27 protein-coding genes are annotated in these 26,412 nt (G+C 43.3%); 16 read left to right on the top strand and 11 right to left on the bottom strand.

The window, feature by feature from the left end; translation table 11 throughout:
- The first annotated feature begins 310 nt into the window (after window positions 1–310).
- A complete protein-coding gene (locus QL234_RS11280) occupies window positions 311–1,573 on the top strand; it encodes a phosphatidylserine decarboxylase (RefSeq protein ID WP_281557938.1) in 1,263 nt (420 codons plus the stop codon).
- A gap of 164 nt (window positions 1,574–1,737) precedes the next feature.
- On the opposite strand, the gene QL234_RS11275 is transcribed toward QL234_RS11280, so the two are convergent.
- From QL234_RS11275 to QL234_RS11255, 5 genes are all read right to left on the bottom strand, one after another.
- Complete coding sequence (locus tag QL234_RS11275) at window positions 1,738–2,523, bottom strand: hypothetical protein (protein WP_281557937.1); 786 nt, start codon at window positions 2,521–2,523, stop codon at window positions 1,738–1,740.
- A 368-nt stretch (window positions 2,524–2,891) separates the two neighbouring features.
- The gene (locus tag QL234_RS11270) at window positions 2,892–3,278 is read right to left on the bottom strand and encodes a hypothetical protein (RefSeq protein WP_281557936.1); all 387 of its coding nucleotides are present in this window, start codon (window positions 3,276–3,278) and stop codon (window positions 2,892–2,894) included.
- A 355-nt stretch (window positions 3,279–3,633) separates the two neighbouring features.
- Entirely contained in the window at window positions 3,634–4,482 is an 849-nt protein-coding gene (locus QL234_RS11265) for an immunity 49 family protein (RefSeq protein ID WP_281557935.1), read from the bottom strand.
- Window positions 4,463–9,364: an RHS repeat-associated core domain-containing protein gene (locus QL234_RS11260; protein ID WP_281557934.1), complete on the bottom strand. Its 4,902-nt coding sequence runs from the start codon at window positions 9,362–9,364 to the stop codon at window positions 4,463–4,465. Before QL234_RS11260 ends, QL234_RS11265 begins: the two co-directional genes overlap by 20 nt.
- 286 nt (window positions 9,365–9,650) lie before the next feature.
- Entirely contained in the window at window positions 9,651–9,872 is a 222-nt protein-coding gene (locus QL234_RS11255; RefSeq protein WP_281557933.1) for a helix-turn-helix transcriptional regulator, read from the bottom strand.
- Window positions 9,873–10,182: 310 nt separating this feature from the next.
- Here QL234_RS11255 and QL234_RS11250 point away from each other — a divergent pair, with 310 nt between their 5' ends.
- The 4 genes from QL234_RS11250 (at window position 10,183) to QL234_RS11235 (ending at window position 12,610) form a co-directional block, all read left to right on the top strand.
- On the top strand, window positions 10,183–10,473 hold the full coding sequence (locus QL234_RS11250; protein ID WP_281557932.1) for a helix-turn-helix transcriptional regulator: 291 nt from the start codon (window positions 10,183–10,185) through the stop codon (window positions 10,471–10,473).
- Window positions 10,474–10,924: 451 nt separating this feature from the next.
- Complete coding sequence (locus QL234_RS11245; RefSeq protein WP_281557931.1) at window positions 10,925–11,593, top strand: hypothetical protein; 669 nt, start codon at window positions 10,925–10,927, stop codon at window positions 11,591–11,593.
- A 467-nt stretch (window positions 11,594–12,060) separates the two neighbouring features.
- On the top strand, window positions 12,061–12,261 hold the full coding sequence (locus QL234_RS11240) for a hypothetical protein (RefSeq protein ID WP_281557930.1): 201 nt from the start codon (window positions 12,061–12,063) through the stop codon (window positions 12,259–12,261).
- Window positions 12,254–12,610, top strand: a complete 357-nt coding sequence (locus QL234_RS11235; RefSeq protein WP_281557929.1) for a hypothetical protein — start codon at window positions 12,254–12,256, stop codon at window positions 12,608–12,610. Before QL234_RS11240 ends, QL234_RS11235 begins: the two co-directional genes overlap by 8 nt.
- Window positions 12,611–12,708: 98 nt before the next feature.
- On the opposite strand, the gene QL234_RS11230 is transcribed toward QL234_RS11235, so the two are convergent.
- The 4 genes from QL234_RS11230 to QL234_RS11215 form a co-directional block, all read right to left on the bottom strand.
- Entirely contained in the window at window positions 12,709–13,218 is a 510-nt protein-coding gene (locus QL234_RS11230) for a hypothetical protein (RefSeq protein ID WP_281557928.1), read from the bottom strand.
- 2 nt (window positions 13,219–13,220) lie between these two features.
- Entirely contained in the window at window positions 13,221–13,721 is a 501-nt protein-coding gene (locus QL234_RS11225) for a type VI secretion system amidase effector protein Tae4 (RefSeq protein WP_281557927.1), read from the bottom strand.
- A 368-nt stretch (window positions 13,722–14,089) separates the two neighbouring features.
- Complete coding sequence (locus QL234_RS11220; protein ID WP_281557926.1) at window positions 14,090–14,965, bottom strand: SDR family oxidoreductase; 876 nt, start codon at window positions 14,963–14,965, stop codon at window positions 14,090–14,092.
- Between the two features lie 87 nt (window positions 14,966–15,052).
- A complete protein-coding gene (locus tag QL234_RS11215) occupies window positions 15,053–15,895 on the bottom strand; it encodes a type 1 glutamine amidotransferase domain-containing protein (RefSeq protein WP_281557925.1) in 843 nt (280 codons plus the stop codon).
- 127 nt (window positions 15,896–16,022) lie between these two features.
- Between QL234_RS11215 and QL234_RS11210 the strand changes: the two genes are divergently transcribed.
- Both QL234_RS11210 and QL234_RS11205 read left to right on the top strand, forming a co-directional pair.
- A complete protein-coding gene (locus tag QL234_RS11210) occupies window positions 16,023–16,949 on the top strand; it encodes a LysR family transcriptional regulator (RefSeq protein WP_281557924.1) in 927 nt (308 codons plus the stop codon).
- A gap of 81 nt (window positions 16,950–17,030) precedes the next feature.
- Window positions 17,031–17,180 (top strand): hypothetical protein, encoded by a 150-nt coding sequence (locus tag QL234_RS11205; protein WP_281557923.1) that lies wholly within the window; start codon window positions 17,031–17,033, stop codon window positions 17,178–17,180.
- Here the strand turns inward: QL234_RS11205 and QL234_RS11200 are convergent.
- Window positions 17,163–17,705, bottom strand: a complete 543-nt coding sequence (locus QL234_RS11200) for a nuclear transport factor 2 family protein (protein WP_281557922.1) — start codon at window positions 17,703–17,705, stop codon at window positions 17,163–17,165. The genes QL234_RS11205 and QL234_RS11200 overlap by 18 nt on opposite strands.
- Window positions 17,706–17,831: 126 nt before the next feature.
- On the opposite strand from QL234_RS11200, the gene QL234_RS11195 reads away from it, so the two are divergent.
- Window positions 17,832–18,248: a helix-turn-helix domain-containing protein gene (locus QL234_RS11195; protein ID WP_281557921.1), complete on the top strand. Its 417-nt coding sequence runs from the start codon at window positions 17,832–17,834 to the stop codon at window positions 18,246–18,248.
- A gap of 366 nt (window positions 18,249–18,614) precedes the next feature.
- Window positions 18,615–20,294 (top strand): methyl-accepting chemotaxis protein, encoded by a 1,680-nt coding sequence (locus tag QL234_RS11190; protein ID WP_281557920.1) that lies wholly within the window; start codon window positions 18,615–18,617, stop codon window positions 20,292–20,294.
- A 212-nt stretch (window positions 20,295–20,506) separates the two neighbouring features.
- Here QL234_RS11190 and QL234_RS11185 read toward each other — a convergent pair whose 3' ends face one another.
- Window positions 20,507–21,274: a hypothetical protein gene (locus QL234_RS11185; protein ID WP_281557919.1), complete on the bottom strand. Its 768-nt coding sequence runs from the start codon at window positions 21,272–21,274 to the stop codon at window positions 20,507–20,509.
- A gap of 798 nt (window positions 21,275–22,072) precedes the next feature.
- Between QL234_RS11185 and QL234_RS11180 the strand changes: the two genes are divergently transcribed.
- From QL234_RS11180 to QL234_RS11150, 7 genes are all read left to right on the top strand, one after another.
- Window positions 22,073–22,825 carry a PEP-CTERM sorting domain-containing protein gene (locus tag QL234_RS11180; protein WP_281557918.1) on the top strand — a complete coding sequence of 251 codons (753 nt, stop codon included), beginning with the start codon at window positions 22,073–22,075 and terminating at the stop codon, window positions 22,823–22,825.
- 225 nt (window positions 22,826–23,050) lie between these two features.
- On the top strand, window positions 23,051–23,284 hold the full coding sequence (locus QL234_RS11175) for a hypothetical protein (protein WP_348650709.1): 234 nt from the start codon (window positions 23,051–23,053) through the stop codon (window positions 23,282–23,284).
- Between the two features lie 178 nt (window positions 23,285–23,462).
- A complete protein-coding gene (locus QL234_RS11170; RefSeq protein WP_281557917.1) occupies window positions 23,463–23,792 on the top strand; it encodes a DUF6795 domain-containing protein in 330 nt (109 codons plus the stop codon).
- On the top strand, window positions 23,770–24,090 hold the full coding sequence (locus QL234_RS11165) for a DUF6795 domain-containing protein (protein ID WP_281557916.1): 321 nt from the start codon (window positions 23,770–23,772) through the stop codon (window positions 24,088–24,090). The genes QL234_RS11170 and QL234_RS11165 overlap by 23 nt, the downstream gene beginning before the upstream one ends.
- Window positions 24,091–24,093: 3 nt before the next feature.
- The gene (locus QL234_RS11160) at window positions 24,094–24,735 is read left to right on the top strand and encodes a lipase family protein (protein ID WP_281557915.1); all 642 of its coding nucleotides are present in this window, start codon (window positions 24,094–24,096) and stop codon (window positions 24,733–24,735) included.
- Between the two features lie 45 nt (window positions 24,736–24,780).
- A complete protein-coding gene (locus QL234_RS11155) occupies window positions 24,781–25,242 on the top strand; it encodes a hypothetical protein (protein WP_281557914.1) in 462 nt (153 codons plus the stop codon).
- 155 nt (window positions 25,243–25,397) lie between these two features.
- A complete protein-coding gene (locus QL234_RS11150) occupies window positions 25,398–26,408 on the top strand; it encodes a hypothetical protein (protein ID WP_281557913.1) in 1,011 nt (336 codons plus the stop codon).
- Window positions 26,409–26,412: the final 4 nt, after the last annotated feature.

Below are 26,412 nucleotides of genomic sequence, written 5' to 3'. Positions count from 1 at the left end.
TTTATTATCTGGCAAAACTTACAGGAAGCTAGTGCAATACCGACACGAACACTTTGCCGGCATTAAAGCGGCAAAAGAGAAAATAGAAAAAATATTCAAGAGTAGCTCTAAACAGCAAAAATAGCCTGACAGTCGGTTGATTTTGAGTTTACCCACTACAGTCAGATCAAATCTGTCCTATAAATAAGTTGTTATACATGAAGGTATAAGCGCATAAATGGAGTATGCGTTAAAAGGAGAATCTTTTAGAGCTGCATCAATATCGCTGGCCAAAAGCATAATTTTAACTAACAGCTAAGGACAAACCACCATGAGCAATATCACCCCCATCACACTGCCCACGCCCATAGAATGGAGCACAAAAGTTGCTGCCGCCGAACAGCATATCGAGCAACTAGACGAAGTATTCAACCAAAACCCCGTTAACAAAGCCTCGTATATTGGCGCACTGGCCGAGGTATATTCAGAAAAGAACATACCAGAGCGGGAGGAAGTTGCTTCTTACTGGCAGCCATATCTATACCGAGAACCGGAATACACGCTAAAGCATTTCTTTCTGCAGTGGTTAACCTACACACCAACACCGGCTAATCCCGGAAAATATATCGAATACTGGGACTACCTGGTGAATACCACATCCGGATTGATGTTGGCCAACGACAAATATTTCAAACCCTGGTTCCGACAATTTCTTAATTTCCATGGCGACTGGATCAACAGCACTTCGTCAACAATAACGCTGAGCGAATGGGTGAAGTATAAGGGCACAGCAGCGCATCCATTTAATATCGACAATTATGAGCAGCCAGATCCGAATAGCCCCACGGGTGGTTTCCTGTCTTTCAATCAGTTTTTCCTGCGTAACCTGAAACCGGGACAAAGGCCACTTTGCTGTGCCCAGCCCGCAGGCGATGTGATTGTCGCTCCCTGCGATGGCGGTGTTTTTTATCTTACCCGTGGTGGGGTACGCGACAACACCGAGCATACTCCGGGCAACGGCTATCTCTTACCAGGCAAATCAGGGGATCGATTTGATTTACTGGAAGCTATACCTGGATATGGCCGGCATTTCCTTGGCGGTGCGCTGCTTGATATTCTGCTTTGGTTCACCGACTACCACCACTTTCACGCGCCGGTTTCAGGTACAGTGATTGACCAGGGGTTGTATGAAGGCTCTTATAATTACGACTTCGACGACTACAATCCAAAGGATCATTATGCGCCAAGCCTGCCGGGCGACAGCGACAAAGTTGGCTGGTATAAAAAACTCGGTAAGCACCAGCGTTATGTCTGGGTCATTAAAACAGAGAACCTTGGCTTGGTGGCAATGATCGCCATAGGTTTTTGGGGCGTCGGCAGCATTATTAATGCGGTAGACAACGGTGCTACCCTTGAGAAAGGTCAATATATGGGACACTTTGGCTATGGCGGCTCATCGATAGTGCTGGCGTTCGAACCCGATCTGGAAGTGCAGTTCAAGATCGGCGATCAGCCGGTCAGGGACGCCAATCACCCTGTGCTCATGGAAGTAAGGCAGTGCTTGGGAAAAGGCACCGAGGTGCTTAATTGGTAATTATCAAAACAGTAAAAGGGCAGATCTTGTTTTTCAAAGCTAAGAGAAATGCAAAATACAAGATCTACACCTGACAGTATGCTCCGGGGCGCAACCTTTGGCTCAGCACACTCACGCCGATAAAGCACCAAAGATCCGCCCCCATTTAAAGGATAATCGCTGACTTAATCCAGGCGATTAAAAATCAAGTGCATACCATGGTTATCATCACTGACAAAGATAAAGTAACCGGTATTAGTGCCGTCTAAGGTACAGTATTGCACGCCATTGCTGGTGCTGTTGCAGTTCATATCTGATGCCGCGATAGCTTGGGGCGAGTAATCACAAGAGGCATTTCTTGCACTTAAGTTTTGAACCAGATCTCTGGCTGTTCTTGCCATCAAAAAGCGGTAATCGCCAAAGTAACGGTAATCATAAGCATCGATGTAATAAGCTTGAGAATCGCCGCCGGTGCCAAGCAAATCAGAATAACATAGCTCAGGGTTTGGCATATACAAATAGTCACTGTCGTTACCGGCAGAAATGGCTGGCCAGCTTTGATTGTCGTGGGCTACTGCCACCACATTAGTGGAATCTACGTAGTCTTTTGCGACAATAAAATCGCCGCTGTCGCTTTCAATGGCACATACCGGTGCGCCGTTAATGCGGGTGTCACATTGCACATCTTCAAGCTTGATTGCCACTTGCTTTTGCATGCAATCAGAATCTCTGTTGTGAAATTGTTTAGCCCAGGCCCTTACGGCTGTGATGGCATATTCACGCTCATCTTCAATCTCGTAAAAAAACTCAGATCGCAGCTGAAATACATCATGGTTTTCAGTGTTGCTTCTTAAGGTGCTCGCTTCACATTGGCTAAATACAGGCACGTTAAATGTGTCGGCCTTTGCCTGTGCAGAAAAGAATGGAACAGCAAGTGCCACAGCGATAATAGTCTTTGAAAATGATTTCATCAAAATCCTCCTTGTTTGGACTATGGTTGGGAAAAAAGGCGCGGATTTTAGCACAGGGATTGTAAAGTGGAAGAGCAAAACCGGACTTTTTTGACACTTGTGACAGGTTTTTGGTTCTGTTCGCTAGTTTTTTGCGCTAAAGCAACAAATAAACAGCGAGATAGCTTGGGCTAACCGGGCAGACTTTGTTGTTTACACGCTGTTCTTTTTGAAAAATACCGAGCAAAAAAGCCCCCCTTATCGCCCCCTAACTGGCCATTTCTAGGCAAAAAGTTTCAAAACTAATACGCACAATGCTCAACAGTTTCACCCTGATAATTCAAATAATCATAATATTCCTTATTGCCAACCTTATTGCGATTCGCCAGTTAATGCCTGGCGGTAATATGCCACATGCGTACAGGCACCCAGATAAACTCCCCAAGCTCTTCTAGGTAGCGGCACTTATATTTAAAGGTTTTTAACAAGTCGGTGAGCACATTTTTGAGATCGCCTTTAAAATAAAAACGTAATTCAGACCAGCGAAACACGGGATGGTCAAAGATGAAACAGCCAAGCGCCTCTTTTAGCTCCTGTGCCGCGGTCAGGCCTCTGTCCAACGGGTAATAGACACCAGCCCTTATTTCTACCATAGCGCTGACACTGATACCGTAAACACCAGCATGGTTTAATATTTCTTCGACTGAAAGCCAGGGCTGTTTCACCTGTTCCTGTAATACCGAGGCTGTTAAGTGGTATATCAGCTTGTTATTCAAGTTCGCAAACTTCAGTTTATTGAACGGTAAGCCATTGTAGCCAGGCGGTTGAAAACTTTTCTTTGCATAAACAAAAGTTGATCATTGAACAAAGCGGGGCAGGCACAATACCCTAAGGCAACAGCTTTGTCGGCGTTACCTCCAGCGCATCCATCAGTTTATATAAGGTACCAGGCTGACAGTAATAACGAAACCAGTTGTACTATAGGCCGTTCTCGCTATCATAAAATTACTCTTGAAAACACAGCCGAATTGATATGTGCCCCGGAATTAGCACTGATGATCACCAGTAACCAGTCCCGGGTTTATAAGCATCAATTATTCGAAATATCTGCCATTGTCTTTTAACGTTAAGTTAAAGTGTAAAGTCTCTTGTAACTAGCCAGTTGGGGATGTAATCAGTTTCAAAATTCAGTTGATACCCTTTTTGATCATAAGCGTGGGCGGCAGCAGCCATTAAAGGTAAGGAGATCCAACCCCGAATTTCATAGTTATCCTTTTTCCAATAAGCTTTATGCTTCTCAAGCGCAGCCCGCATGGCCTCATTAAATTCATTTTCGGCATCCGGGCTATAAATACAGCGGTAAACTGAAAGTAACGGCAGTAAAATATGACTGACATAAGGCCTGCGACCGCTGTCAATTTTATCCGGGTCGGCTGCAAGCAAAGCATTTTCGAGTAAGTCTCCAACATCGACATCGCCAATAAATAGCCCCTGAAACATCTGTACTAAGGCAAGGTCGAACTGATCACATTTTATATTCGCATGGGTAAAAACCGTTTCATCAACCAAGGCTAATGTCTCGATAGCCGCACCATCCCGTAACACCAGGGCGCTGTAAAAAGCTTTTTCCCAGGTATTGGTATCTACATAAACACTTGTGGCAGCACCGGTTAGCTCAAAACTCTCACCATTAATAGTAACTGCAAAGGTTTCACCTTTACGGCTGGCATAAGCAAAGTTGGCGGCGCCAAATTCTTTTAACAAGATTAAGTAACGCAATACACTTTCATGTGGCTGCTCCGCTAATACCGACTCGGCAAAGGCTTTTAACGCCTTTTGAATATTTCGGCCAAGCACTTCCTGGCTATTAGGTGCTTGCGCTTTAATTGTATTTACGCCTGTCGGCAATCTTTTATCAAAGCCTTCAATGGCTTTAATAATTACGGCTATTTTTTTTGCTTTATAATGTCTTGCTATCATGTTTTGGGTCCGTATAGGTATTACTAAAAGTACTTAATTCTGCATGTGTCATTAAAGAGCCGTCTTTATTGAGTCGTTGCCTGACACACACCGACTTCATCGGAATAATATCTTCACTTCCTATCATCTCCTGTGCATCTAATAATTTATCGTAAGTTGCGATTAACGCATCGATTTCAGTAGTGAAGCAATCATCTTCACCGTATTTCTCATCATTCTGTGCAGTAATAATTTTCTTTTCCATATTCTCAATGATACTATCTCGATATTCCGGTGAACCTTGCTCTACCTGTCTGCCATCAAGCCCTTTACGATTCCCTAATCCACCTCCGCCGCCTTTAGCTTCAACGGTAATGATTTCACCGGTTTTCGGGTTATGATACAAAAGATCAAATTGTCCCTGTTTACCGTCACCCGGCAGTTCACATTCAATCCATTTAAATTCGGGATATTCATCTTTCATCACCAGCCGCGCAGATTTCATCCCAATTTTTTCACTGATTTTGCGAATTTCTTGAGTTGCCGCATTAAATGCAGCTTTATCCGTAGGATCAAGTTCTTCTCTTTTATTAAAAGCTTCTTCGCGATCTGCCACTAATTTTTTAAGTTCATTATTTTTCGTAACCTCCACATCTTTTTTGTTGGTCGTTTTGGCTTCCACTTCGACTTTTGGCTTATCTTTCTTATTGATCTTATTATAAGAATGGGTCTGGGTATTATAATAAAATGTTTTTTCATCAATATTCGCTAGCTCGCTACCACGTTCGGCAAAGCGTTCCGCGATGGTTTGCCCGTTAACAGGAATACAGGCAATAATTTCATCTGCACTGTCGGTACAATCAGGCAAAATGGCATTCGAAAATATTTGATCACTTAATGCCTGAGTGATTTCCCCCTTAATAACACTTAACGCCAATGCCTTGGCAACTCTCTCTTTTCCGTCATCACACAATAAACCAAAGGGATCAATCCAGTTCACGGGGTTGGGGGCATACTGGTACGGGTTGATGCCGCCTGCCAGGCCGATTGGGTCCTGATGAATAAAACGTCCTTGCCGGGGACAGTAATAACGAAAACGATTGTAATGTAAACCGCTCTCACTGTCATAATATTGTCCCTGAAAACGCAACGGGTTAGTTATGCTGTTTTCTGAGTTAGTCGTTCCTGTGAAATTGCCACAGCTACAGCTATTTTTTTGTTCACCTGTGTTTTCATTGACATGACCGGCCTGTTGCCCGTCAGTTAAAGCCGCGCCAAAGACATCAGTGTTGTTACGCCATACCGCTTTAGCACTTTTATCTGTCAGGCATATCGGCGTGCCTAACAAGTCGAGGTGATAATAATAAATCTGCCCCGCTTTAATTAAAGCAAGGGGTAAAAAACTGCCCGGATGGTAGATATACCAGGTAAACTTGCCCTTATGATGCTCGCCAATTAACTGATTGTTATCCCAGATAAAATCCGTGCGACCCTGTTCGGTAGTTTTTGCAGTGCGCCGCCTCAGGGCATCGTATTCATAATGGGTTAAATTGCCATTGACGTTTATCCGTTGCAGCTGGTTCAGGCCATCAAAAAATCGCTGTTGTTTTTCTCCCTTCGCCAGGCTCGATATCTGATTGCCGCAGGGATCATAACCATAATCTGTACCGGCAAAGCTTAATAACCTGTCTTGGTATACGTTAATGTCAGTTTCCAAAGCAGCCATAGTTTTCGCGGTCTGGCTCTGAGGCGGGGGTTGCCGGTCATTATTTTGACTTTGGCTATGCGTGCTAGCATCAGGGGCTGCGGCAGGATTACCAAATGCATCCCAATGATGCTGGCTATGCTGTTGATCTTCCGTGGTACTTATCAGCTGGCTGATACGGTTATAACAAAACGATTTTTCTTGTGTTTTTCCGGCAGCATTCTTGCTGGCAACTTGACTACCGGCATCGGTAGCACCTTCAGTCCCCGGCACACTTTGCTCGCTATGAATCAGCTGGTGCCTGTTATCATATTGATAACGGCAAATCTCATCAAAACCTTGTTCGCTGCTATCTTCACCCGGTGCTTGCCACTGCTGAACACTTAACCGGGAATAAACATCAAAGGCTTGACTGAGCACAATACCATTACCCAGCATTTGGCCCGTTAACAGCCCTGATTTATTATATTGGCATTGGATCAGCGGCTGCGTCTGGTTCTGTGCTTTTTCCTGGCCATCAGCACTGAGATAATCAAGCTGCTTTAGCTGCCCGTTGCGATCATATTCATAAAGTAACACACTGCCGTCAGGCAGTTTAAGGCTGGCTCGCTGTCCCTTGTTGTTATAACCGTAATCCAGTGACCAGTTTCCCTGTTGCACCTGTTTAAGCTGGCCGGTGCCCGGCCCTTGATAGTGATAACTGAGTTGAACCGTACGCTGGCTGTTATGGGCGCGCCTTAACCGCCCCAGCAGATCATATTGATAAAAATTATGGCTATGACACTGGCTGCTGACACCGACACCCGGTCCGGGTATCGTGTTTTGTCCGGCACTTTTTTCGACATTCGTTCCGGCTTTTTTATCAACAACAGCACAAATCTGCTCGGTGATACGACCCATGTTATCGCGTTTTAAGCGGATAAAACGCTCGTCGCTGTCATTGATCGCAATCAGCTTATCGTTTTTATCATATTGATATTGCTGCTCGCGGCCGTCAAAGCCGGTCAGCTTTATCGGTTTCTCGCTCGGGCTGTAGTCGATTTCATAGCGGGCGCCGTCACTGCGGGTAATACCGGTAAGGTTTCTTTCCTGATCGTAGTGGTATTTGAGGTAGCTGCCGTCAGCAAAGGTTTTCTGCTCTGGCTGGGCAAGTCCCTGGTAGTGATAAAGCGTGTCAAACGCCCCCGCAGACTCGGCATCGGTTGTTTCGACCCCGTCCGAAATCTGCTCTTTGATAAAGCGACCGGCCTGGTCATAACTAAATTTTTGACTGATCTTATTATCCGGCTTTGCCTGGTCATAACTTAACAGTTCAACCAGTTGGCCTTTTGCATCGCGGATATACTCGATGATCAGCCCTTGGGCATCAATGCTGGCATTTATACGGCCAAGCGGATCATAACTGTAGCGGGTGAGTTTATCTCCTTGCTGCAGCGCCAGCAGCTCTCCTGAGTCAGACCAGTGATATAAGCTCACTACGCCGTCAGCAGCAATGATTTGCTTTAACTGCCCCTGGTCTGTGTAGCTATAGCTGATGCTGCGGCCATCGGGACCGGTTTGAGATAACAGCCGCCCGGTACCGTCAAACTGACGTTTATGCTGCTGTCCCAATGCATCCAATGTTAGAATGCGTTTGCCCAGGGTATTGTAATAATAACGGGTTTTACCGCCATCGGCGGCGGTCACTTCACTGAGCTGTCCCTGCTCGTTATAACGATAATAGGTGGCATTGCCTGAAGCATCGGTTTGCCTGACTTTACGTCCCGCACCGTCATAATCAAATTCTGTGGTAAATCCCGTAAGCGCGGTATGGGCAACAAGAAGGCCCTGGCGGTTATGAACAAACTGCTCAACATTACCTAAGCTGTCGGTGCATGTCGTTAACTGCCCCTTAGGGTGATCCCGATAAGCAAAGCGGTATTGATAAGTGTCATCATCCCCCCATTGTCTAATGCATTTTGCCTCTGGCCCTTGCCCCTGCCATTGAAAGTGATGACTGAAACCCGAAGCCCGGGTACGGCGTTTTAACAGGCAATGGTCAATATACTGATAACGTTCCACCAAGCCGCGGCTGTCGGTGGCGGCGATCAGCGCCTGGTTATCATCATAGTGATAACTGGCCATAAATCCCGGCTGCAGCTCTTGCTTGCCCTTGTCATCCATCACATAAGCAGCAATGCGTAATAAGTTATTGTCCTGGTTATAGTGCAACACTATGCCCCGCTTTGGGCTACAGGCAATACGCACCAGCCGGTGCTGCTTGTCATAATACAAGGCGTGATACTGGCCATGGTAATTACTGATGCTTTCCAATAACCAGCACCCGCTGTCTTGCCCGTTCAGTGCAGGGGCTTTAACAAAGGTCCAGTGGCTGTCATCGGGCTTGATCAGCACCTGTTTTCCATCTTCCTGATAATAAAGCGATAATCCGGAAGATAACTGAACGCTGGTTTGTCCGCGTTTCACCTGTTCAAACAGGTGTAACCGGCCTTCTTCATCGATAAGCTCGAATAAGTGTCTACCGGGCTTTTTCGGGCCAACTTTTGGCGGCGGGATATATTTTTCCACCAGTTGCAGGCTAAAATTGTGACGCCAGCCATAACCTAGCCCCAGATTTACAGCTGTTTTGCTGCTGCGGTATAAACGCCGCCAACTCAGCGGCAGCACCCCACTGAGTTCGAAATCCACCAAGGGCAAGATCTCTTCCCCGGTAAGCATAGAAATGGGATCTGAGCGGCACTCCTGCTGAGCTATCGGCACTTCGGTAGTGGTATGGTTAGTGCTGGTGCCCGTTTGCACGCTATTTTCATCCTGCTTACCCTGGCTTTTCGGCAGCACTTTTTCTTTTGCGCCACTGGCAGATGTCTGGGGGCTATCGGTATTGCTTTCTTCACCGGCATGAAGTGCGGGCTTTTCTTGTTCGACATAAAGACTAAGCAGCCCCCGGCTTAAACTTTCGCTCAGCTTAGGCGTCACTGCCCGGGCATTAGGGGCTACCGATATGCCGATTGTTTGCAATAAGCTACAAGCATGGCTTAAAGCATGAAAATTTTGTGCTAAATGTGGGGAGATTTCCCGCACCAGCAGTTGGGCATCCGCCTGGGAGCTGCCGCCGAGCTTAAAACCCACAGGAGCAGGAGCGCTTCGAGGCAAAATAATGATATGGCGGTTGTTGCCGCGAAAGAGGAACTTATTCACATCCGTGTCAATCCTGTTTATTCCCAATCCATGAGTATAATCCAGCGGCCAAATAAGGCGATTCGACCAACTAATAGAGTATCAGTTTATGTCCTTACTGGTATAGTATTTTGTTGTTTGTTTTTTCACCTAATCAATAATAACTCACTCTGGCCCTTAACTGTTGCCATGAACAACAATAGCCCGGGCACTGCAATAAAACCATACTAACCGCGCCGGGAAGATTACCCTTTGAAAACACTGCTGTGCCGCCATCAATATCCTTAAGCAGATTAAGCACAACCCCCTAAGGCAACAACTCCGACGGCGTTACCTCCAGCGCATTAGCCAGTTTATACAAGGTTGCCAGGCTGACATTAATTTTGCCCCGGTCGATCCGACCGATATAACTGCGGGTTAACCCGGACTTTTCCGCCAGTACTTCCTGGGAAACTTTCTTTTGCGTTCTCACCCGCCTTAACTTCTCGCCAAAGCGCATATCCAGGTTTGCTAACAAGGCTGCATCCATAGTGTTACTCCCTCCAGAATCATCAAGTGAAGCTATCCTGTCACAATGAACACCATAAGACCACGTACTATAGTACTCAAATTTATCGTGACAGGTACTATAGTACTCATTATAATAAAATCCACATAACAACTTAGCCCGGCCCAAACAATAAAAAAGGCTGGAAAAAGTTAAGGCAAAGCAGATGTTTGGCTAATGCAAAGCCAAGCAAGAGCTAAACCTTTCACGGAAGCAATCCGGTGAGCCCGGTTGCATTTACAGAGCTTATGCTCAGGTTTTTATTGAAAAAATAACTATAGAGGGAATTACCATGTTTGATATTATGGGTGAGGATTTGCGTAACATGCGCCTGAGTGTAGATAAAACTACCAAGGAAATGGCTAAAAAAGCAGGGGTCAGCCGTATTACCTACGAAAATTGGGAATGTGGCATTGGTGAGCCAAGGATGAATCAATTTATCGACATAGGTCATGCTTGCTCGCTGAATCTGGCTCCCTTATTTGAGCAAATCTCATTACTTAGAGAACAATTTAAAGAAAGGGACGAAAATGAAACACACAGAAAAGTTCGAAAACGCGCCTCAAGAAGGTTCAAAAATTGAGGCCTCAACTAAATTCACAGCCAACATGCTCGCCGCAATTACCGGCGGCGTTGGCAGTAGCGGTGATACACCACCCAGACCACAAGCAATCATTCCGTTAACGGATAACAACGAAACTTTATTATCGGCCACCGGCAACTAAAGCTGATTTAACCGTATGCAGGCCAACTGTTTTACAAAGCAGTTGATATAAGCCCGCCTTAAACAAGTTTTGCCAGGATTCACTGAAACAGTGTACCTGCCGCAGACTTGTCCGGAGAAAACAGCAACAACTGCCGCCAGGCCGTTAGTCGAATAAATCCAAATGAAATAAAAGGATCATTATGAAGACGCAAGCTGTTTTTTTCCGGGTGAACCATTACCCGCAGCAACACCAGCCCCCGTACTTAACCCGGCAACCCTGTCTGCCAGGCAAACAAGTGACAAATCCCACCAGGGGAGGGCGCTTGCTGTGAGTGCGATAAAAAATGAGAGTATCCTCAAGCTGGCACTGATCTTTGCCATCATAGCTTTTGCTATTGTCAGCAAAAATACCTTACTGATCACTATTGTTTTTTGTGTCAGCATATTAGCGGTGATGTTTGTTAACCGTCACGATATCAATATCGTTTATTTATGCGCCGGTTTTATTCTCATAAAAATCATAGAAAGAGCCATTTTTGTATTTGCCATTGAACCCGGTTTCAGTGATGTTTATACCGACGAAACCAAAAGCACGGTTTGGCTTGGCGCGGCCATGTTCACCACCCACTTTATTGCCGATCTGATGCTGTTTTATATGGTGCTGCTCAGGGCACCCTTTACCCGGGCAAGGTTGGCCGCCCGGAACAAACCCGTTGACAAGGTGCGTTTGTATAAAGCAGAAGTCGCCTTTGCCAGTTTGTTTTCAGTGTTTATGTTTATCGACTTGCTGGCGCTGGCAGAAAACTTTATCCGCCACCTGGACGAAATCGGTTTCAGCGTGGAAATCGCGCAACTATTTAGCCATTGGAACTGGGTTTTTTACCATTACCTGGAGTTGAAAAGTTTCCTAACCGGCTGTGCCTTTATGCTGCTGTGGTCTATGTCGACAGAAATTGCCCGCGAGCAATACCATCGCCAGTTTGAATTAAATGCTTAGCCCCCTTTGGCGACACTATTTTCGCTGACACGTCCACAACGATTGTTTCGTTTTCATCTGTTCATAAATAACGGGCGGGCAACACATCACTAACGATAAAAACCCTAGCCGGGTTTCAGCAGCAGGAAACCCGGCTAATAATGCCAAGATTTCTTACCAGAAATCGGTTTATCATTTAATTTATCAGCGAGTTACGGTGATATTTCCATTCGCTGCCCCCTCCCGGACAGCAGGTAGAAAAGAACCCGGTAGGCAGGGGAGAACAAGGCAAAAAAATAGCGGTTTTTTATCATCAATAAGTCAACAAAACTGTAGATTTATCCAGTTTTTCAGTCTATAAATTAAGGGGAATTACAATCATAGGAGCAACGAAAAAAGCATATTTTAAATAAACAACATGAGCGCTACCCCTGAGTGCTGTAACACACAGAGGCAGCTAACCACAACCGATATACAAGGTATCCATTATGGCTAAAGTTAATGATAAGCCAGAGTTTTTCTCGGTTAAAGTTTTTTTAACAACTAAAAGTGACAGCACCGCCTGTCACCAGATGTTAAAAACACGCAGCACTAACCACCACCCCAAGCATACGCCCCCATATTCCAGCCACCAACAAGCAGCAAAATATTTATCAGCAGTGGCCACAGGAGGGCAGTGTGATGTCTGAATCAAACCCAAAAACCGGCTCCGCACCGGCCCAAAAAGCCAAACCTTCCGGGACAATGGCCGAAAAAACGAGCGAAGAACCAAGTAAAGAGCTGGGCAAAGAGCCAAGCAAAGAACAGCACACAGCAAAGCAGCTCAAAGCCGATATGCTACTGCTGTGCGATGAATTCTCCCAATTCAATGAAGAATGCGCCTTCATCTGCGACGCCTTTGCCGCCATAGTCAGGGAACCAGAAGCCCTGGACCAGGCCACCATCGCCGGCTTTAGCCATTACAGCATTTGGCTGAAAGAACAGGTGGCAGGTTTTAAACACAGAATACATGAGGTTCATAAGGGCTTTAACAATTAACCTTGGCTGCTCCCGGTTAAGGATAATCCCGGGAGCTAGGCGCTTCCTACCAACAAGGTTTTATCCCGCTCTACGGACATCAATAAAATTCAGTACGATTAGTTTTGGCAAGCGGTCGCTGATCTATTGATATTTTGAAGATCAATATGCTTTAAAAATGCTATGGCTTCCTCCGTGGCCGGAATTTCAAAGCCATTATCAGGCGCATAATAACCATTTTCAGATCGACATAAGGCAACAAAAACAGGGTAGGCGGGTAACGAAGAACTGGCTGAATAATAAATAATCGAGTTATGGTGCTCCCCCATTATTGTTTGTTCCACATCCGCTCTTATTTTATAAAAAGTACTTTCAACTGGATTTCCTAAAATGTACCTGTGAAACAAACTATTAGGGTAGGCTAAGCTTGCCTGTGGATAAACAACTGCGGCATAGTCAACCTGGGTGACGAACGCTAAAATCCGGGATTTTGAATTTAGCTCAAAGTAATCCTGCTCATGAACCGTTATTCTTTGCTGCTGATTGTTGGTCCAGCTTTTAGAGTTATAAAACAACCCTGTTGCCACCCCTAACGTGATCAATAAAATTAAGATAAATTTCTTAAGCATGCTTACACTTCCCAAAACCAAACTTCAGCTGAGCGGCCAAAATCACTGAATGTGCCATCCCAACTAAGACCAAGCTGGATCCGAAGCCATGACTTCCAGTCAGTTAATCTAGTACCATTCCATAAATCAATGTGATCACCCGTTCTATTACCATCAGATCGGACCCAGAAATTTTTAAAAAAGATAATGCCTCTTTTATCTTTGATAATGTTTTTAAAATTTTTTGGATCAACATTCTGTCGTTGTTCCATACCACCTAATGGCTGATTACTTAACCCTAGAGCGAGTTCTTGCGCCGCTAAAATATGGCCCTGTATTTTTTTATGATGCCAACAATGACGAGCACCCGCTATATAGGCAGTATTTACGCCACATTTAGCCAGTGCAACTCCGAGCCGGATAGCGCATTGATCTGAGAAATGGATGACACCGTTTGTTGAGCATGGATATTCATTTCCGGATATGGTGGGGTGATTATCCCAGAGTTTTTTGAATGTAAGCATAAAAATCCTTTTTTGTTGCTAACCTTCATGTATTTACTAGATTAACAGGGCAAATGAAAATAGCAAAGATAGTCCTTAAAACATGGTTGTCCCAAATTACTCTTATCGGAAATTTTCGGTCAAGCTCCACACCGCACAATCCAAAGAAGAAATACCTCGCGGTTGTGAACAGTTCCTCCAAAATCAAAGCTCTCAGAGCTAATCCCTTTAATTTGCATAAGCTTTGTAGAATCAGAAGGGAGCAGGTCTTTCATTTTGCAATCACTTAAAGTTCACTTCGTAGACCCCTTGGTTAAGAGGCACCCGATAACCTAATGTGAAATTACAATAAAATTAAAAGGTGCGCCTTAAAGAGTTAATAGTGCAACTTAGCTCTGTTTAAGTTGAAACAAATTATCCATTGAGTAAGTGGCATAAATTTCTTGCATTGCATTTTCAGTGGCTTGGTTAACGCCCTCTATAGCCGGATTCAAGCCAGTGCCATCAACAGTGGTTCTAAAAGGGCGCTCTTCAGGCGCTGTCTTCAATAGCTTTAGCACTGCATCCGCAACCATCTGCGGATCCGGCGCATCTTCGGCGTCATGGCTTTGCTCGGTGCCAGCCCACATTTGTTCAGGGGCATCGGCATATTCTCCATAGCTCTGGGCCACAGCCTTATCACTGGCTTTTAACAGGTTTGCGCCAAAGTCCGTGCCAAACCCGCCAGGCTGAATAATTAAAGACTGCACGCCAAACTGTGAAAGCTCTACACGATAATTTTCTGCCAGCCCTTCTACAGCATGTTTGGTGGCATTGTAAGAGCCTAAGAAAGGCAAAACAAACTTACCTAATATGCTCGAGATCTGGATTAAGGTGCCATGACCCCGCTGCTTCATTTGTGGCAACACCGCGCGTGTTAACCGCTGAACCCCAAAAACATTGATGTCAAAAACCTTTTTAAAATCTTCAATGTTAAAGCTTTCCTGCCAACCGAGTGTGCCCACGCCGGCATTGTTTATTAATACATCAATTGCACCTGCGGCTTCGGTTGCTTTAGCGACTCCCTTGGCAACACTTTCATCATCCGTTACGTCTATATCGACAACAATAATGCCTTTGGCTTTTAACTCATTGGCGATAGAGGCATTACGTCCTTGAGGATCGCGCATTGAGCCAATCACCTTGTAGCCATTGGTTGCCAAGGTATTGGCGATAAGGTAGCCAAAGCCACTGTTTGAACCGGTAATAAGAACTGATTTAGTCATGATGGTTTCCTAATTGGTAAATGTGTTTATGTTAAATTTTGTCTGAACAGGTTGTTGCTATGTGTTTGATGCTTAAGCAAAGACTTATCAGTTCAATAGGGTTAGCAATGCCTGAGCAACCCCCACTGAGGATTTGTTGTTTTGCCCTGTGATTAATTCACGGTCGACAACTATGTGCGGCTGCCAATCTTCCTGGCTGCGAGAGTAGTTACCACCGGCGTTGGTTAATGCCGCTTGCGGCCAGTAGAATAATTCGTCCTCGCCTAAGTAGTATTTTGTGGCAACGGTTTCTTCTGCGTTGCTGAAGGTGGTCATGTTGTAGCCGTCGTAAATCCAATCCTTCGCCGGTTTGGCCTTTTTACCTGCTTTCATTTGCACTTCAAAATCAGCGTTGTTTGCCAGTGCAGAAAGCAGAGCAACCGGGCCGTGGCACACCAGTCCCGTCGGCTTGGACTCGGCGTTAAAGTGACGTAAAAAGTTACCCAATTGGTCATTAGCCACTAAATCGCCTAATGGTGCGTGACCGCCCGGCACAAACACGGCATCAAAGTGCTCAATACCGACTTGTTCAATACGGGAAAAACTTAATACCGGGCTGTGTGTTTTGTCGGTCAGCTTTAACTTATTGAAAAGCATTTTATGGGCCTTGTAGTTTGCTTTACTTACGTCAAGGAAGTGCTCTGGTGTATCAGAAACAGGATCTAAGGTTGGCGCCAAGCCGGTTGGCGTAGCAAAGGTCAGTGTATGCCCTGCATCCATAAACAGCTTAACTGGCTCCATAAGCTCATTCAGGTAAAAGCCGGTTTTGTAGTTATAACCATTCTTGAGCTTCATTTCTGAGATATCAGACATTACAACTAAGATGTTGTCTGCCATGGTTACCGGGCTGATCACTAAAGCCGCGACAGCAAGGAGTTTTTTCAGTTTCATTATCATTACCTTAAAATTGATTGTGATTGTGTTCGATTCACAAACAGAATAAGGCTTGCATGTTCATTAATGAAATTAATTGAGCTAATATAGCCATGAACAAGATTAATGACCTAGGTTTGTCATCATGAGTAATATTTCTGACATAGAGTTGAACCAGCTAAGGCTGCTGCAACTGATATTCGAAACAAAAAATCTAACGCGTGCCGGTGAGCGTGCCGGGTTGACGCAATCAGCGGTCAGTCATACCTTGAAAAAACTTCGTCACAGTTTCAATGACTCATTAGTGATCCGTCAGGGGAATAAATTAGTATTGACGCCCAGAGCAGAGTCGATGCAAACCCGTTTAAATCGCTGGTTAAATGATTTTGAACGCAATATATTGCTCCAGGAGGAATTTGAACCATTACATTCCAGCCGTACTTTTTATATTGCGACCAGTGATCTGGTTGAGCAGGTTATCGCGGCACCTTTGATAAAGCACCTTAGTAAAGTAGCTCCCAATATTCATCTGATTTTCAATAAATTGGATAAACACAGTCTCGCCAGTCAAATTGAGAGCGGTGAGGTTGATTTTACCATTAGTGTGGTAGAGTCGAGTCACCCGAGCTTGATGGTAACAACCCTGTATCGTGACGATTTCCTCTCAGCAACAAGAAATGAGCATCCCTTTTTAGGCACGAAACGTGATGCACATAGTTTTTGTCAATACCCCCATATTTTAGCGGGAACCGGGAAAGACAACCGCGGCATGGTTGATGACGCGTTAGAAAAAATGGGCTTATCCAGGGATGTACAGTTTAAAGTAGCTAACTTCTCAAGCGCTCCCCATATTCTGGAATCGAGTGACGCCATACTGACGGCACCACGAAAATTTATGGAGGTCATCGCGGATAGATTCGATATCACAGCCTTTAAAACACCTGTCAGCTTAACGAGTTTTTCCATGAAGCTATATTGGCATGTTAAAAATAAAGATGATCAAAGCAACCGATGGTTACGGGAACAAATTGTTCAAATAGCTCGTGATGAAGAGCATATGCTGGTGTTTTGAGTATTTCGACAATAGCTTTCAATTAATATGGCATTATGAGTTTATCCTGATGCCCGTTATTCACACTCTGCAGGATAGTGTTTGCAGGAGAAAGGCAGGCAGCGTTATGCCAAGGCAAAACAAGACTTACCCCTTGACGATACGGCTAACTTTAAAGGTGTTGGTGGTCAGGACGAAAGAACCCTAACCACCAAGATACTTTATTGCCAGATGCTAAAATACGCCGTTTGAGTTTCGGATATTGCCGCCACTGACCAGGGAATAGGATCGCATAAAAAAATCAAGCGCTTGAATGGAGTCCCAATGTTCAACAATTTTTCCATTTTCAATCCGCCAGGTATCAATAATATTCAAGCCTTTTTGGTCATTTCCTCTATCTTCTTTTTTTAAGGTGGCGTGAGAATGGAAGATAACGAAATCGCCATCTACATAGATATGCTTCACGTCATAAGAGTATTCTGGATAACTATCGACAAACTCTTGCAAAAAACCAACCAAACCAATTATTTTATCAGGGATGTTTCTGTTGTGCTGAATGTAGGAGCTGTCGTTAAAGTGCTCCAAAACATAGCCGAAGTTATGATCGTTCATTAGGTTTTGTACAAAATCAGTGATCTGTTTTGCATTTTTTAACTCTTGCTGTGACCAGCTTGACTTTTTCAGTGACTGAAAATCAATCGTTGGCTTATCAACACTTTGCGCAAATGACGTAACACTGACCAAAAATAGTAATGAAAATGTAATGGTTTTCCACATAGATAACTCCTGAAAATTTTTAATAAGTAACCAGTGTGCACCATAGTAATTAAAAGTAACCAAGGTTACAATTAGGTACCAAAACCTGCTCTAGGCACAAAAAGGTAACCTGTGCAAAGGCGGATAATGAGAAAAGAAGAAAAGAAGAGGTGTGTAGTGGCAGAAAAAAACAAAACAGAAAGGCGAAAGTTCTACAACGATGATGAGTGTCCCATTCGTAATGTTGTCGCTCAAATAGGAGATAAGTGGTCTATGTTAATTCTATTTGCCTTGGTGGATGGTTCTGACAGGTTTAACTCACTTAAATCAAGAATCATAGGCATCTCCCAGCGGATGTTAACGCAAACGCTGCGAGACTTAGAACGAGAAGGTTATGTGAAAAGAACCGTCTTTCCAGAAGTCCCCGTAAGAGTTGAATACGAGCTCACTGAAATGGGCAGTGGCATCGTTAAACCTTTGTATCAATTAGTATCTTGGGCGGGCGAACATCATGACGATATTAAGCATTGTCGTAAAATCTATGACGACAGGGTTAGCTCATAGGGTTCAAATGTTTTAGGTATCGGCAACTGGCGCCAAATCACTTAAGTATCAATAGAATAACTTTAATTCTGTTCGGGCCTCAGAGAAAGTGCCTTACTTATAAAACACCTGTTAAGCTCCAGAATTAAATGTGTGGAGTACTTTCAAATTGCACCAGGGGCCGTTTATCAGGCACTTGGAGAGCCAGGTCTTTCATTACGCACAAAAGAGATTTGTCAGTAGAATCCAATGGATGGATCCTTCACGGCACTCACCTGCGCATAAAAAAGAGAAGGAATGTTAAAGATAATTTTTAAAATAATTAAATGAAAAGTAGCAAATTATCTTCTAACTTTAGGTAAGTATTATTCAGGCAGTTACCTTTCTATGACCATCAGAAAACTCCTTCAAATCATGTTTACCAGCGCCGGCGTCATATTATTCGGCATCCTTACTTTAACCTTCATGTTATCGTCTTCTCAAGAAGCGTCGGTTACCAGTGCCAACGAACGGCTTAACTCATACAAATTAGCCCAAGAAGTTCAGCTCGATTCAGACGCGCTAACGCGATTAGCGCGAACTTACGTGGCAACCTTAGACCCTAAATTCAAAGATGAATATTTTTCAATTGTAGACAAAATCGAAGGTAAAGCTCCTCGCCCGGACGGCCGAAAAATTCCATTTAGGGAACTATTGGTAGAGAATGAGTTTACAAAACAGGAACTGCAATTACTGGATAAATCCGTCGATTTGTCTTTCAAATTAATTACCACGGAAGAAGAAGCATTTAATTTAATAGAGCCATTTGAAAACAAAGTACCGGAACAGCTCACCGGGGAAGAAATAAAGCAATGGAAAAAAGCGATAAATTTACTGTTTGACCATAGCTATCATCAAGAGCGCAACAAGATTTTTGCCCCGGTTGATAAGTTCATGACAATGCTTAGCAAGAGAAAACTAGAAGAGTTTAACCTGGTTTCTGATCAAGTCAGTTCAAAGGTAACGATTGCCATTGCCTTTGTGGTCATTTTATTAATCTTTTTCATGGCGTGTTACACCTTTATCATTGCAAAAGTGGTTAAGCCAATCGAAAGGTTAAGGCAGGCGGCGCTGGTTGTGGCTAAAGGAGATTTAACAAGTAGCGGCAACAGAACCATTCAATCTGACAATGAATTAGGCCAGCTAAATGATGCTCTGGATGTGATGGTTGATTCATTAAGTAAGATTATTTCTGACGTCAAACATAGCTCAGAGTCAACTTCTAAAGCGTCACACCAGTTATCCGGCAGTGCATCTTTGGGCATGGAATTGGTGGACTCTCAAAAACAATCCACCGACTTAATAGCCACCGCCATTGAAGAATTGTCGCACAGTGCCAGTGAAGTAGCAGGGGTGTGTGAAAATGCCATTGGCATAGTTTCTAAAGCCAAAAAAGAAATTGAAAATGGGCGTCACGCCATGGAGCAAGCCGACAACTCGGTTGGCAATATTCGTAATAATTTAGAAACAGCAGATACAGCCATAGCTGAGCTGAGTGAAACAGTAACCAGTGTTAACCAGGTTGTTGACGTGATTAACGGCATTGCGGAACAAACCAATTTACTCGCTTTAAATGCGGCCATTGAAGCTGCCAGGGCGGGCGAGCAGGGCAGGGGGTTTGCTGTAGTGGCCGATGAAGTCCGCTCTCTCGCTCAACGCACTCAGTTATCCACCAAAGAAATTTCACAGACCATAGAAACGCTCAAATCAAAAGCTCAGGAAGTATCATCAGGCATGGAAGAAACAAAAGGTGAATTTACTTGTTTGATGGACAACTCTGATAAAGTAGGAAGCTCTATTAGCAGTATCAGCGACGGTTTTGTCGCGGTGAACGATGTCACAACACAGATAGCGACTGCCGCACAAGAGCAGTCGGTAGTCTCTCTGGATATTAGCAAACAGGTTAATGAACTGGTTATTAAAGTGGATGACGTTAATTCACTGAGCCAAGAGCTGAACCAACACTCAAGTGAAATTACCGACATTTCGAATACGCTTAATGCTTCTATTTCGAAATTTAAAGTTTAAAAACTTTGGGCTCAGGTTAGCTTTATAACACAATCACTTACGGGGTCAGGTCTTGTTTGTTGCACTGTCAGTTTCTAAAGGCTTTCAGCATTGCAAAGAGCAGGGCCTGACTCTTCTGACCTCATTTTTAATCCAATGTTTTAATTAGCATATGATCGATTTTAGCAACCAGTGCCGAAGTAAGCCTTGCTAATAGCCATAGTCCCCTTTCGCTAGCTAAAGGTCCATGATGAAAACTCAGAAGATAAAACACTTTGGTGACTCGTCAAGGTCACGGATGTAGGCTGAACAAGGGTGACGGTACCAGCACTATCGAGTTTAAAGCCATAAGAGATCGCATCAAATGCCGTCACTTTCTTTTTAGCATCATCTACGCCATTTAAAGCTAGAGTTGCAGTCCACCAAGTTGTCCCGGATGCCGGTACAGGTCGCCATGGTTTATCTGTAAAGGTAGAAGGGCTGCTGGCATGCTCCGCATCGGTCCAATAAAAGGGTTTGCTATCATCATTTGGCCGTGGGTCTACATAAGGGGTTGATGTACCACCTAACGGCGCATTGGTATCAATGGTTTGCGTCCAACGAAAACCTCCCGGGTAATCAGTGGATGAAAAAAGATTTTCTCCTTCTACCTCTATCGACAATCCTTTTTGAGTTGGCGATTTGGTAAATTTTGTCATGCTGGTCACTGATGTATTTTGATCTTGCCCGTCAGGCTCTTCCCTGCCAATTTTATCGGCGCTAGTCAGCATCGGCCCGCCGAAAGACTGAGCCATTGAACCAGCCTTGGCAGGCTCTTTAACACCGCGGGTTCGATGTCTTGCTACGTTCTTCTCCCCATCCATTGGCAAATGGCTATCATTGAGAATATTTTGAATCGCAATACGGCTTTTACTGATATGCGGAATAGCATTTACTCTGCCCAGAGTACGATTAGTTAGCTTGTGAAAGCTGCTTTTGCCTTTCTTCTGTAACTCAAACATGCCTTGCTCCTTTACCAACATAGAGACTTTTCATATGTAACTATAGTTAATCTATAAGAGTGGGAAAATAATATATTGATGCACCTCTTATTGAATGGGCCAGGAGAGAGACATGGACAACCGAACTTAAAATATGCCTACGACAACATCAGCTAGTCAACACAAGACAAGGTTAACAAGGCTGGACATCCGCAAACTGTGGTATACCTTATTGTTACTGGCAGGATATCCAGCTTGAACGTAGGTTCAGTGTTTGGCTTATACAATTTTTGGGTGTCCACGCCTACAGTACACACGCTTACATGTGAGCACCTAAAAAATATTATATGAGGCTTTCTATTGTTATTTCATGGCCTTGTCGGAACATTGTACTTGTCCTCCTAATCTCCTGGCTGGCAGCTGACGGCCCAAACCAATGCCGATAAAACTTTTCTCACGATAAAACCTGCGAATAAAACCTTCAAATTCATCAGTAACAAAACCGAACATCCATAAACTAGAACAGCACAAACCAAAATACGCAAGAATTGCATATTACCTAGGTGTAATATCGGTGTAATACATTTGTTTAAGCCTAAAAATTATAATTGTTCAGGTATAAATCGTTGTAATAAAAGGAGGGTAACAATTTTATATATGCCTTCTAATCTATTTTTATTTTTTTATACCAAAACACAAAGAGCAAATCGGGAAGCAAACAAGGCCCCCACAAATTGAATGCTTTTCTGGGTCAACATTTGACTATTCTTCACTCAACCGTTTGCTTTATTTAAAACACACAACTTTAGGGACAAAACTATGAATAATAAAACTCTCTGCACTTTACTCTCTGCTCTTTTGTTTACGGGTACTGCCGGTGCGAGTTTAATCCAAGATAATCTGACCGATAATCATTTTCTTAATTCAAATGGCAGTAATAACAGTATTTCCGGGCAATTTGATTTAAGCGGACAAGTTTATGACAATCTCGTCGTGACTTTTTCATTTGTTGATGAGACTTATATGGCAGATGATGACGATCCCTGGGAGGATGGCGAATGGGATAGCACTATTGGACAGTTCGAGTACCGATCCGATAGTTGGGGTTACTCAAGGTTTCCTAAATATTCCGAGCATATCTATTATTACTACCAAGATATTATGGAAACCGCCAATATCAATATTGCAAATATAGCGTCGGGAAATGCAAGTGCAAGCCATATGGATCGCCATGAAGTTGTTCATGAGCATTATGAGCCGGGACACACATGGCAGTCTTTTGGACAAGACTGTGGTACAACTTGTGCAGATGGCTACTATGTCAGACACAGTATCGATACTGCTGGATATACCGGCTTTTTTTCCTTCGAAGCTGTGATCCCCAAGAGCCTGGTTGATGCCAATAGCACAAATGGTCTGTTAGAATTTGATGTTAGTGCAATATCGGGGGATTTTAAACTGATATCTGCTACCGCGGAGACTATTGTCGGAGAAGTTCCTGAGCCTGCAAGTGCAAGTTTATTGGCATTGGCACTAATGGGCCTTTACAGCCGGAGAAAACGATTTAATTAATCGTTACTATATAAAGAAACAAAGCAGGCTTTCACCTACCGGTAGAGCCAGATTTTGTTTTCATTAATCACTCGGTCTTAGCTGATATAAAAAAGGCCGGCCACTGACGAATCCCTCAAGCTTGTGTAAGTTAGGGGGATTTTTACAAGTTATCGCCATGACCTGGGAAATAAATTACACTGCACCTGAAGAACACTTGAAAGGGCATTTAACAAGGTTATAGGAATGACACTAAAGCAATGCCAGCCAATTAATAAACTAGAGGCATTGCTTGAGCATTTGTATCAAAGAGATATAGGTGATATTGATTGGGTAGAAACCTCCTATCAATTTGGTTTTAGCGCTCAACCCCACCTTATTAGATATTTAAAAAGCCAGCTAGGTTGGTGTTACCCGCAAAAAATAGACACTAAGCACCATGAAAGAATCAATTTGAGTTTGATAGGTATCAGTAATTGATTAAAGCTATTCAAATGTTGTTTGGTGTCAAACACAATAATTAAGTGGCTAAAAGAAGACCAATTATAATTTTTAGGTTTCTAAGTCTGTTTTGAGCCGTTTATTTAATAGACGAAAAGAATTGCTTAGATAAACTTAATAGCACAACGTTAAAAACTACCAGTAGCAAGGAAAGCTAATGTCTGACAGTAAGGAGCGCCGTTCTTCGTATTTCCGTTTTCGCTCCGTGCACTTGCTTATTCTGCCTTGTCTACTTTCTTTATCTATATTTAGTATAGGAGCCGATATGTTTGGCTGGTTAAAGAAAAAAGATGCCTACTTATGCCCTGAAGTTAAAGGTGTCGTCAAAGAAAATGGAATACCTGTCGCCAATATCCAAGTGTCACGTCAACTCATTTACATGGACGATAAAAAACGGCTGAATCATGTAATAACCGATAGTAGCGGCCTCTTTACCTTTCCTGAGATCATTATTCAATCCAGAATTGCCCGCAACCCGCTTTTCTGAGCAGCGGGTAACTCAAAATATTTATATTGAACGAGATGAAGAAATATACCGCCTTTGGGGCGCTGCCCAAACAGCTTTTAAAGAAGTACCTGAATACAGCAAAAAACTGTCATTTTTAAACTGTGAACTCACCAATAAGCGCGTTGATTTTGAATTTACCCACTACAACGCCAACCGAAAAAATATTGCCACCAGCATCTGCCGCAGGGAAGAAGATTTCACCCCCAATATGCTTTACGACGGCGATAAAGAGTATGTAGTCAATAACGGAAATATCAATAAGTTAACGGAGTATTAACCAATGGAAGGAACGCTCTCTCCCGCTGTAGCGGCAAGTGTTACTGCACAGATTTACGATATTAAATATGCTGATAACTTTAAACTGCCACTGCACAGTAACTTTGTACAAAATTTCAAACTCACCAACGCCCAAATAAAAGGCACCAGCGGCGGCTTGATTAATCAATTGCTCTACAGAAGCACAGGTTTTGCCATCACAGCCAAAGGTAAAAACCCGCAATTTAAAGATCACCATGTTATTGCCATTCGCGGCACAGAATTTAGTTCAGCCTCCGACCGGCTAACAAACTTTCATATAGGAATCACTAATGGACCCAAAAACATCGGGGTGCATGCAGGCTTTCAAAAAACATTCCGCAGTATGCGACCGGCATTTGACAGGTACGTGACAGAACACCGACCTAAATGTATGCACTGTGTTGGTCATAGTTTAGGAGGCGCACTGGCACAACTGACCGCTATATGGGCAAGTGAGCGCAGTATTCCCGCTAAGCTCTATACATTTGGCTCCCCAAGAGTTGTGCTAGGCCATTTTTCTCCCAAAGCTGCGTTAAACATTGAACACCACCGTATGGTACATGGCGCAGATCCCGTACCTTATGTGCCAACTTGGCCTTTTGCCCATACGGCAGGCAAATATTAGTTAGCGATGAGTCATAGTGCAAGGTTAAGCGCTTCAGCTCATCTTATGGAAAATGATGCCCCAGACTATATAAATACAGTAGGGGAACATCAAGACTTTAACAGTATGGCTAGTAGACTCCAAGCCATAAATATTGAGCCTGTGGCACTGCGTTATGAAAACCGTCATCAGGCAAACTTTAGCCAGCGCTGGCAACGCCGTATCACTAATGCACTTATCACCCTTCTTAAAATTACCGGGCAGTATAGTGCTATTTTGACACAAGCGTCATTGCCCGTAGGTTTAACGTTTTACGATATATTAGCTCGCTGCCTTAATGGTATCGCCCAAGTTTCCATAAAAGCAGGTGAGCAACTCAAAGGCATATTGGGGCATATCTTGGTTTTCGTTGGTAGGGCAGAGCAAAAAGTCGAAGCGCTTACTACGAAGTTCATTCGCTGGGTGCTGGAATTGATGATAAATACACTCTATAAGACCGCGAAAAATGCGATAGATAAAGTACTTTAGATACAGGCTCAGCATCTGCCACTAAAGATAAGCATACTGAAGAAAAACAGCCTTTTTATTCATTTCTGAAGCTATAATAAACTTTAAACTGTGGGACTATTAGTTTTTCATTAGTTATCAATATTTTTACCTTAACTTGAGTGGCGAAGAGGCATATGAAGAAAATAGAGCCAATAATTGTGGGTGTAGGAGCATTTGCGACGATTATAGGCTTGATTCTAATCTCATTTCCTATTGAAGATAGCTATCCAGTTACAGAAGAACTAAAAGGTGTAGTAACAATATTGGGAATAGGTACATTTCTAACAGGTGTAGTATTAACCTTATATAAATTGTATGAAGAAATTAGTGAAATTAGAGCACTGGTTCAAGAACAAAATAAGCATATTGACGAAAAAGTTTCTATAGAACTTCAAGATATAAAGAAAAAAGTCAGCAAAGTTACTCATTATACTGAAATTTTGGAGCTTCGAAGTAAAAGCGCAGAATTAAACTTACCTACAGATGCAGCAGCTCTTCCTGCTAAGGCCTTTGGAGCAGCATTAGTTAACTTAATGTCGGAACGATTGCCAAAACTTGAAACCTATCTTCGTGATTTAGAAGGTGGAGGGAGTCCAAGTATCGAAGAATACCCATTAATTGATGGCATCTTACAAGAAATTGGAAAACGAATTCCTGATAATATGTATTGGGCTGGAATCAGCGCTCTAAATAATCCAAAGGCTTGGGCAAATAAAACTGAAGAATTTGATGAATTTCGAAATAGGATTCATAGAAAGAGTAAAACAGAGAAAATGAAAGTAAAGCGACTTTACTGGTTTCCAAACTTAGAAAATGTGGAGAGTATGAAGCCTGTTTTTGAATCTGATTTAGAGCACAATTTGGAGCTAAAAATATTAGTTACTCCAAAACAACCAGAGGATATTTCAGTAATCTATCAAATCCCTAAAGAGGGAGATATTTCTATGGAGAGCAAACCCATTTGTGGTTTTATTTTTGATAATGAGAACGGATCAGATTTAGCCAAGATCCGACTAGTTTGTGCTGAAGAAGCTAAAAGTCTATCTCAAAGGTTCTTTCATTACTGGGAGCAAGGAACTCCTCTTCATAGTATCAATGATATCGTTAACTTTCTAAACTCAGAAAAAACTAATTCATATCACTAATATA

This window comes from Thalassomonas sp. RHCl1 (assembly GCF_947387555.1).
Taxonomy (GTDB): domain Bacteria; phylum Pseudomonadota; class Gammaproteobacteria; order Enterobacterales; family Alteromonadaceae; genus Thalassomonas.
Note: the sequence above shows the minus strand (reverse complement) of the source record. Positions and strands in the feature narration are given on the sequence as shown.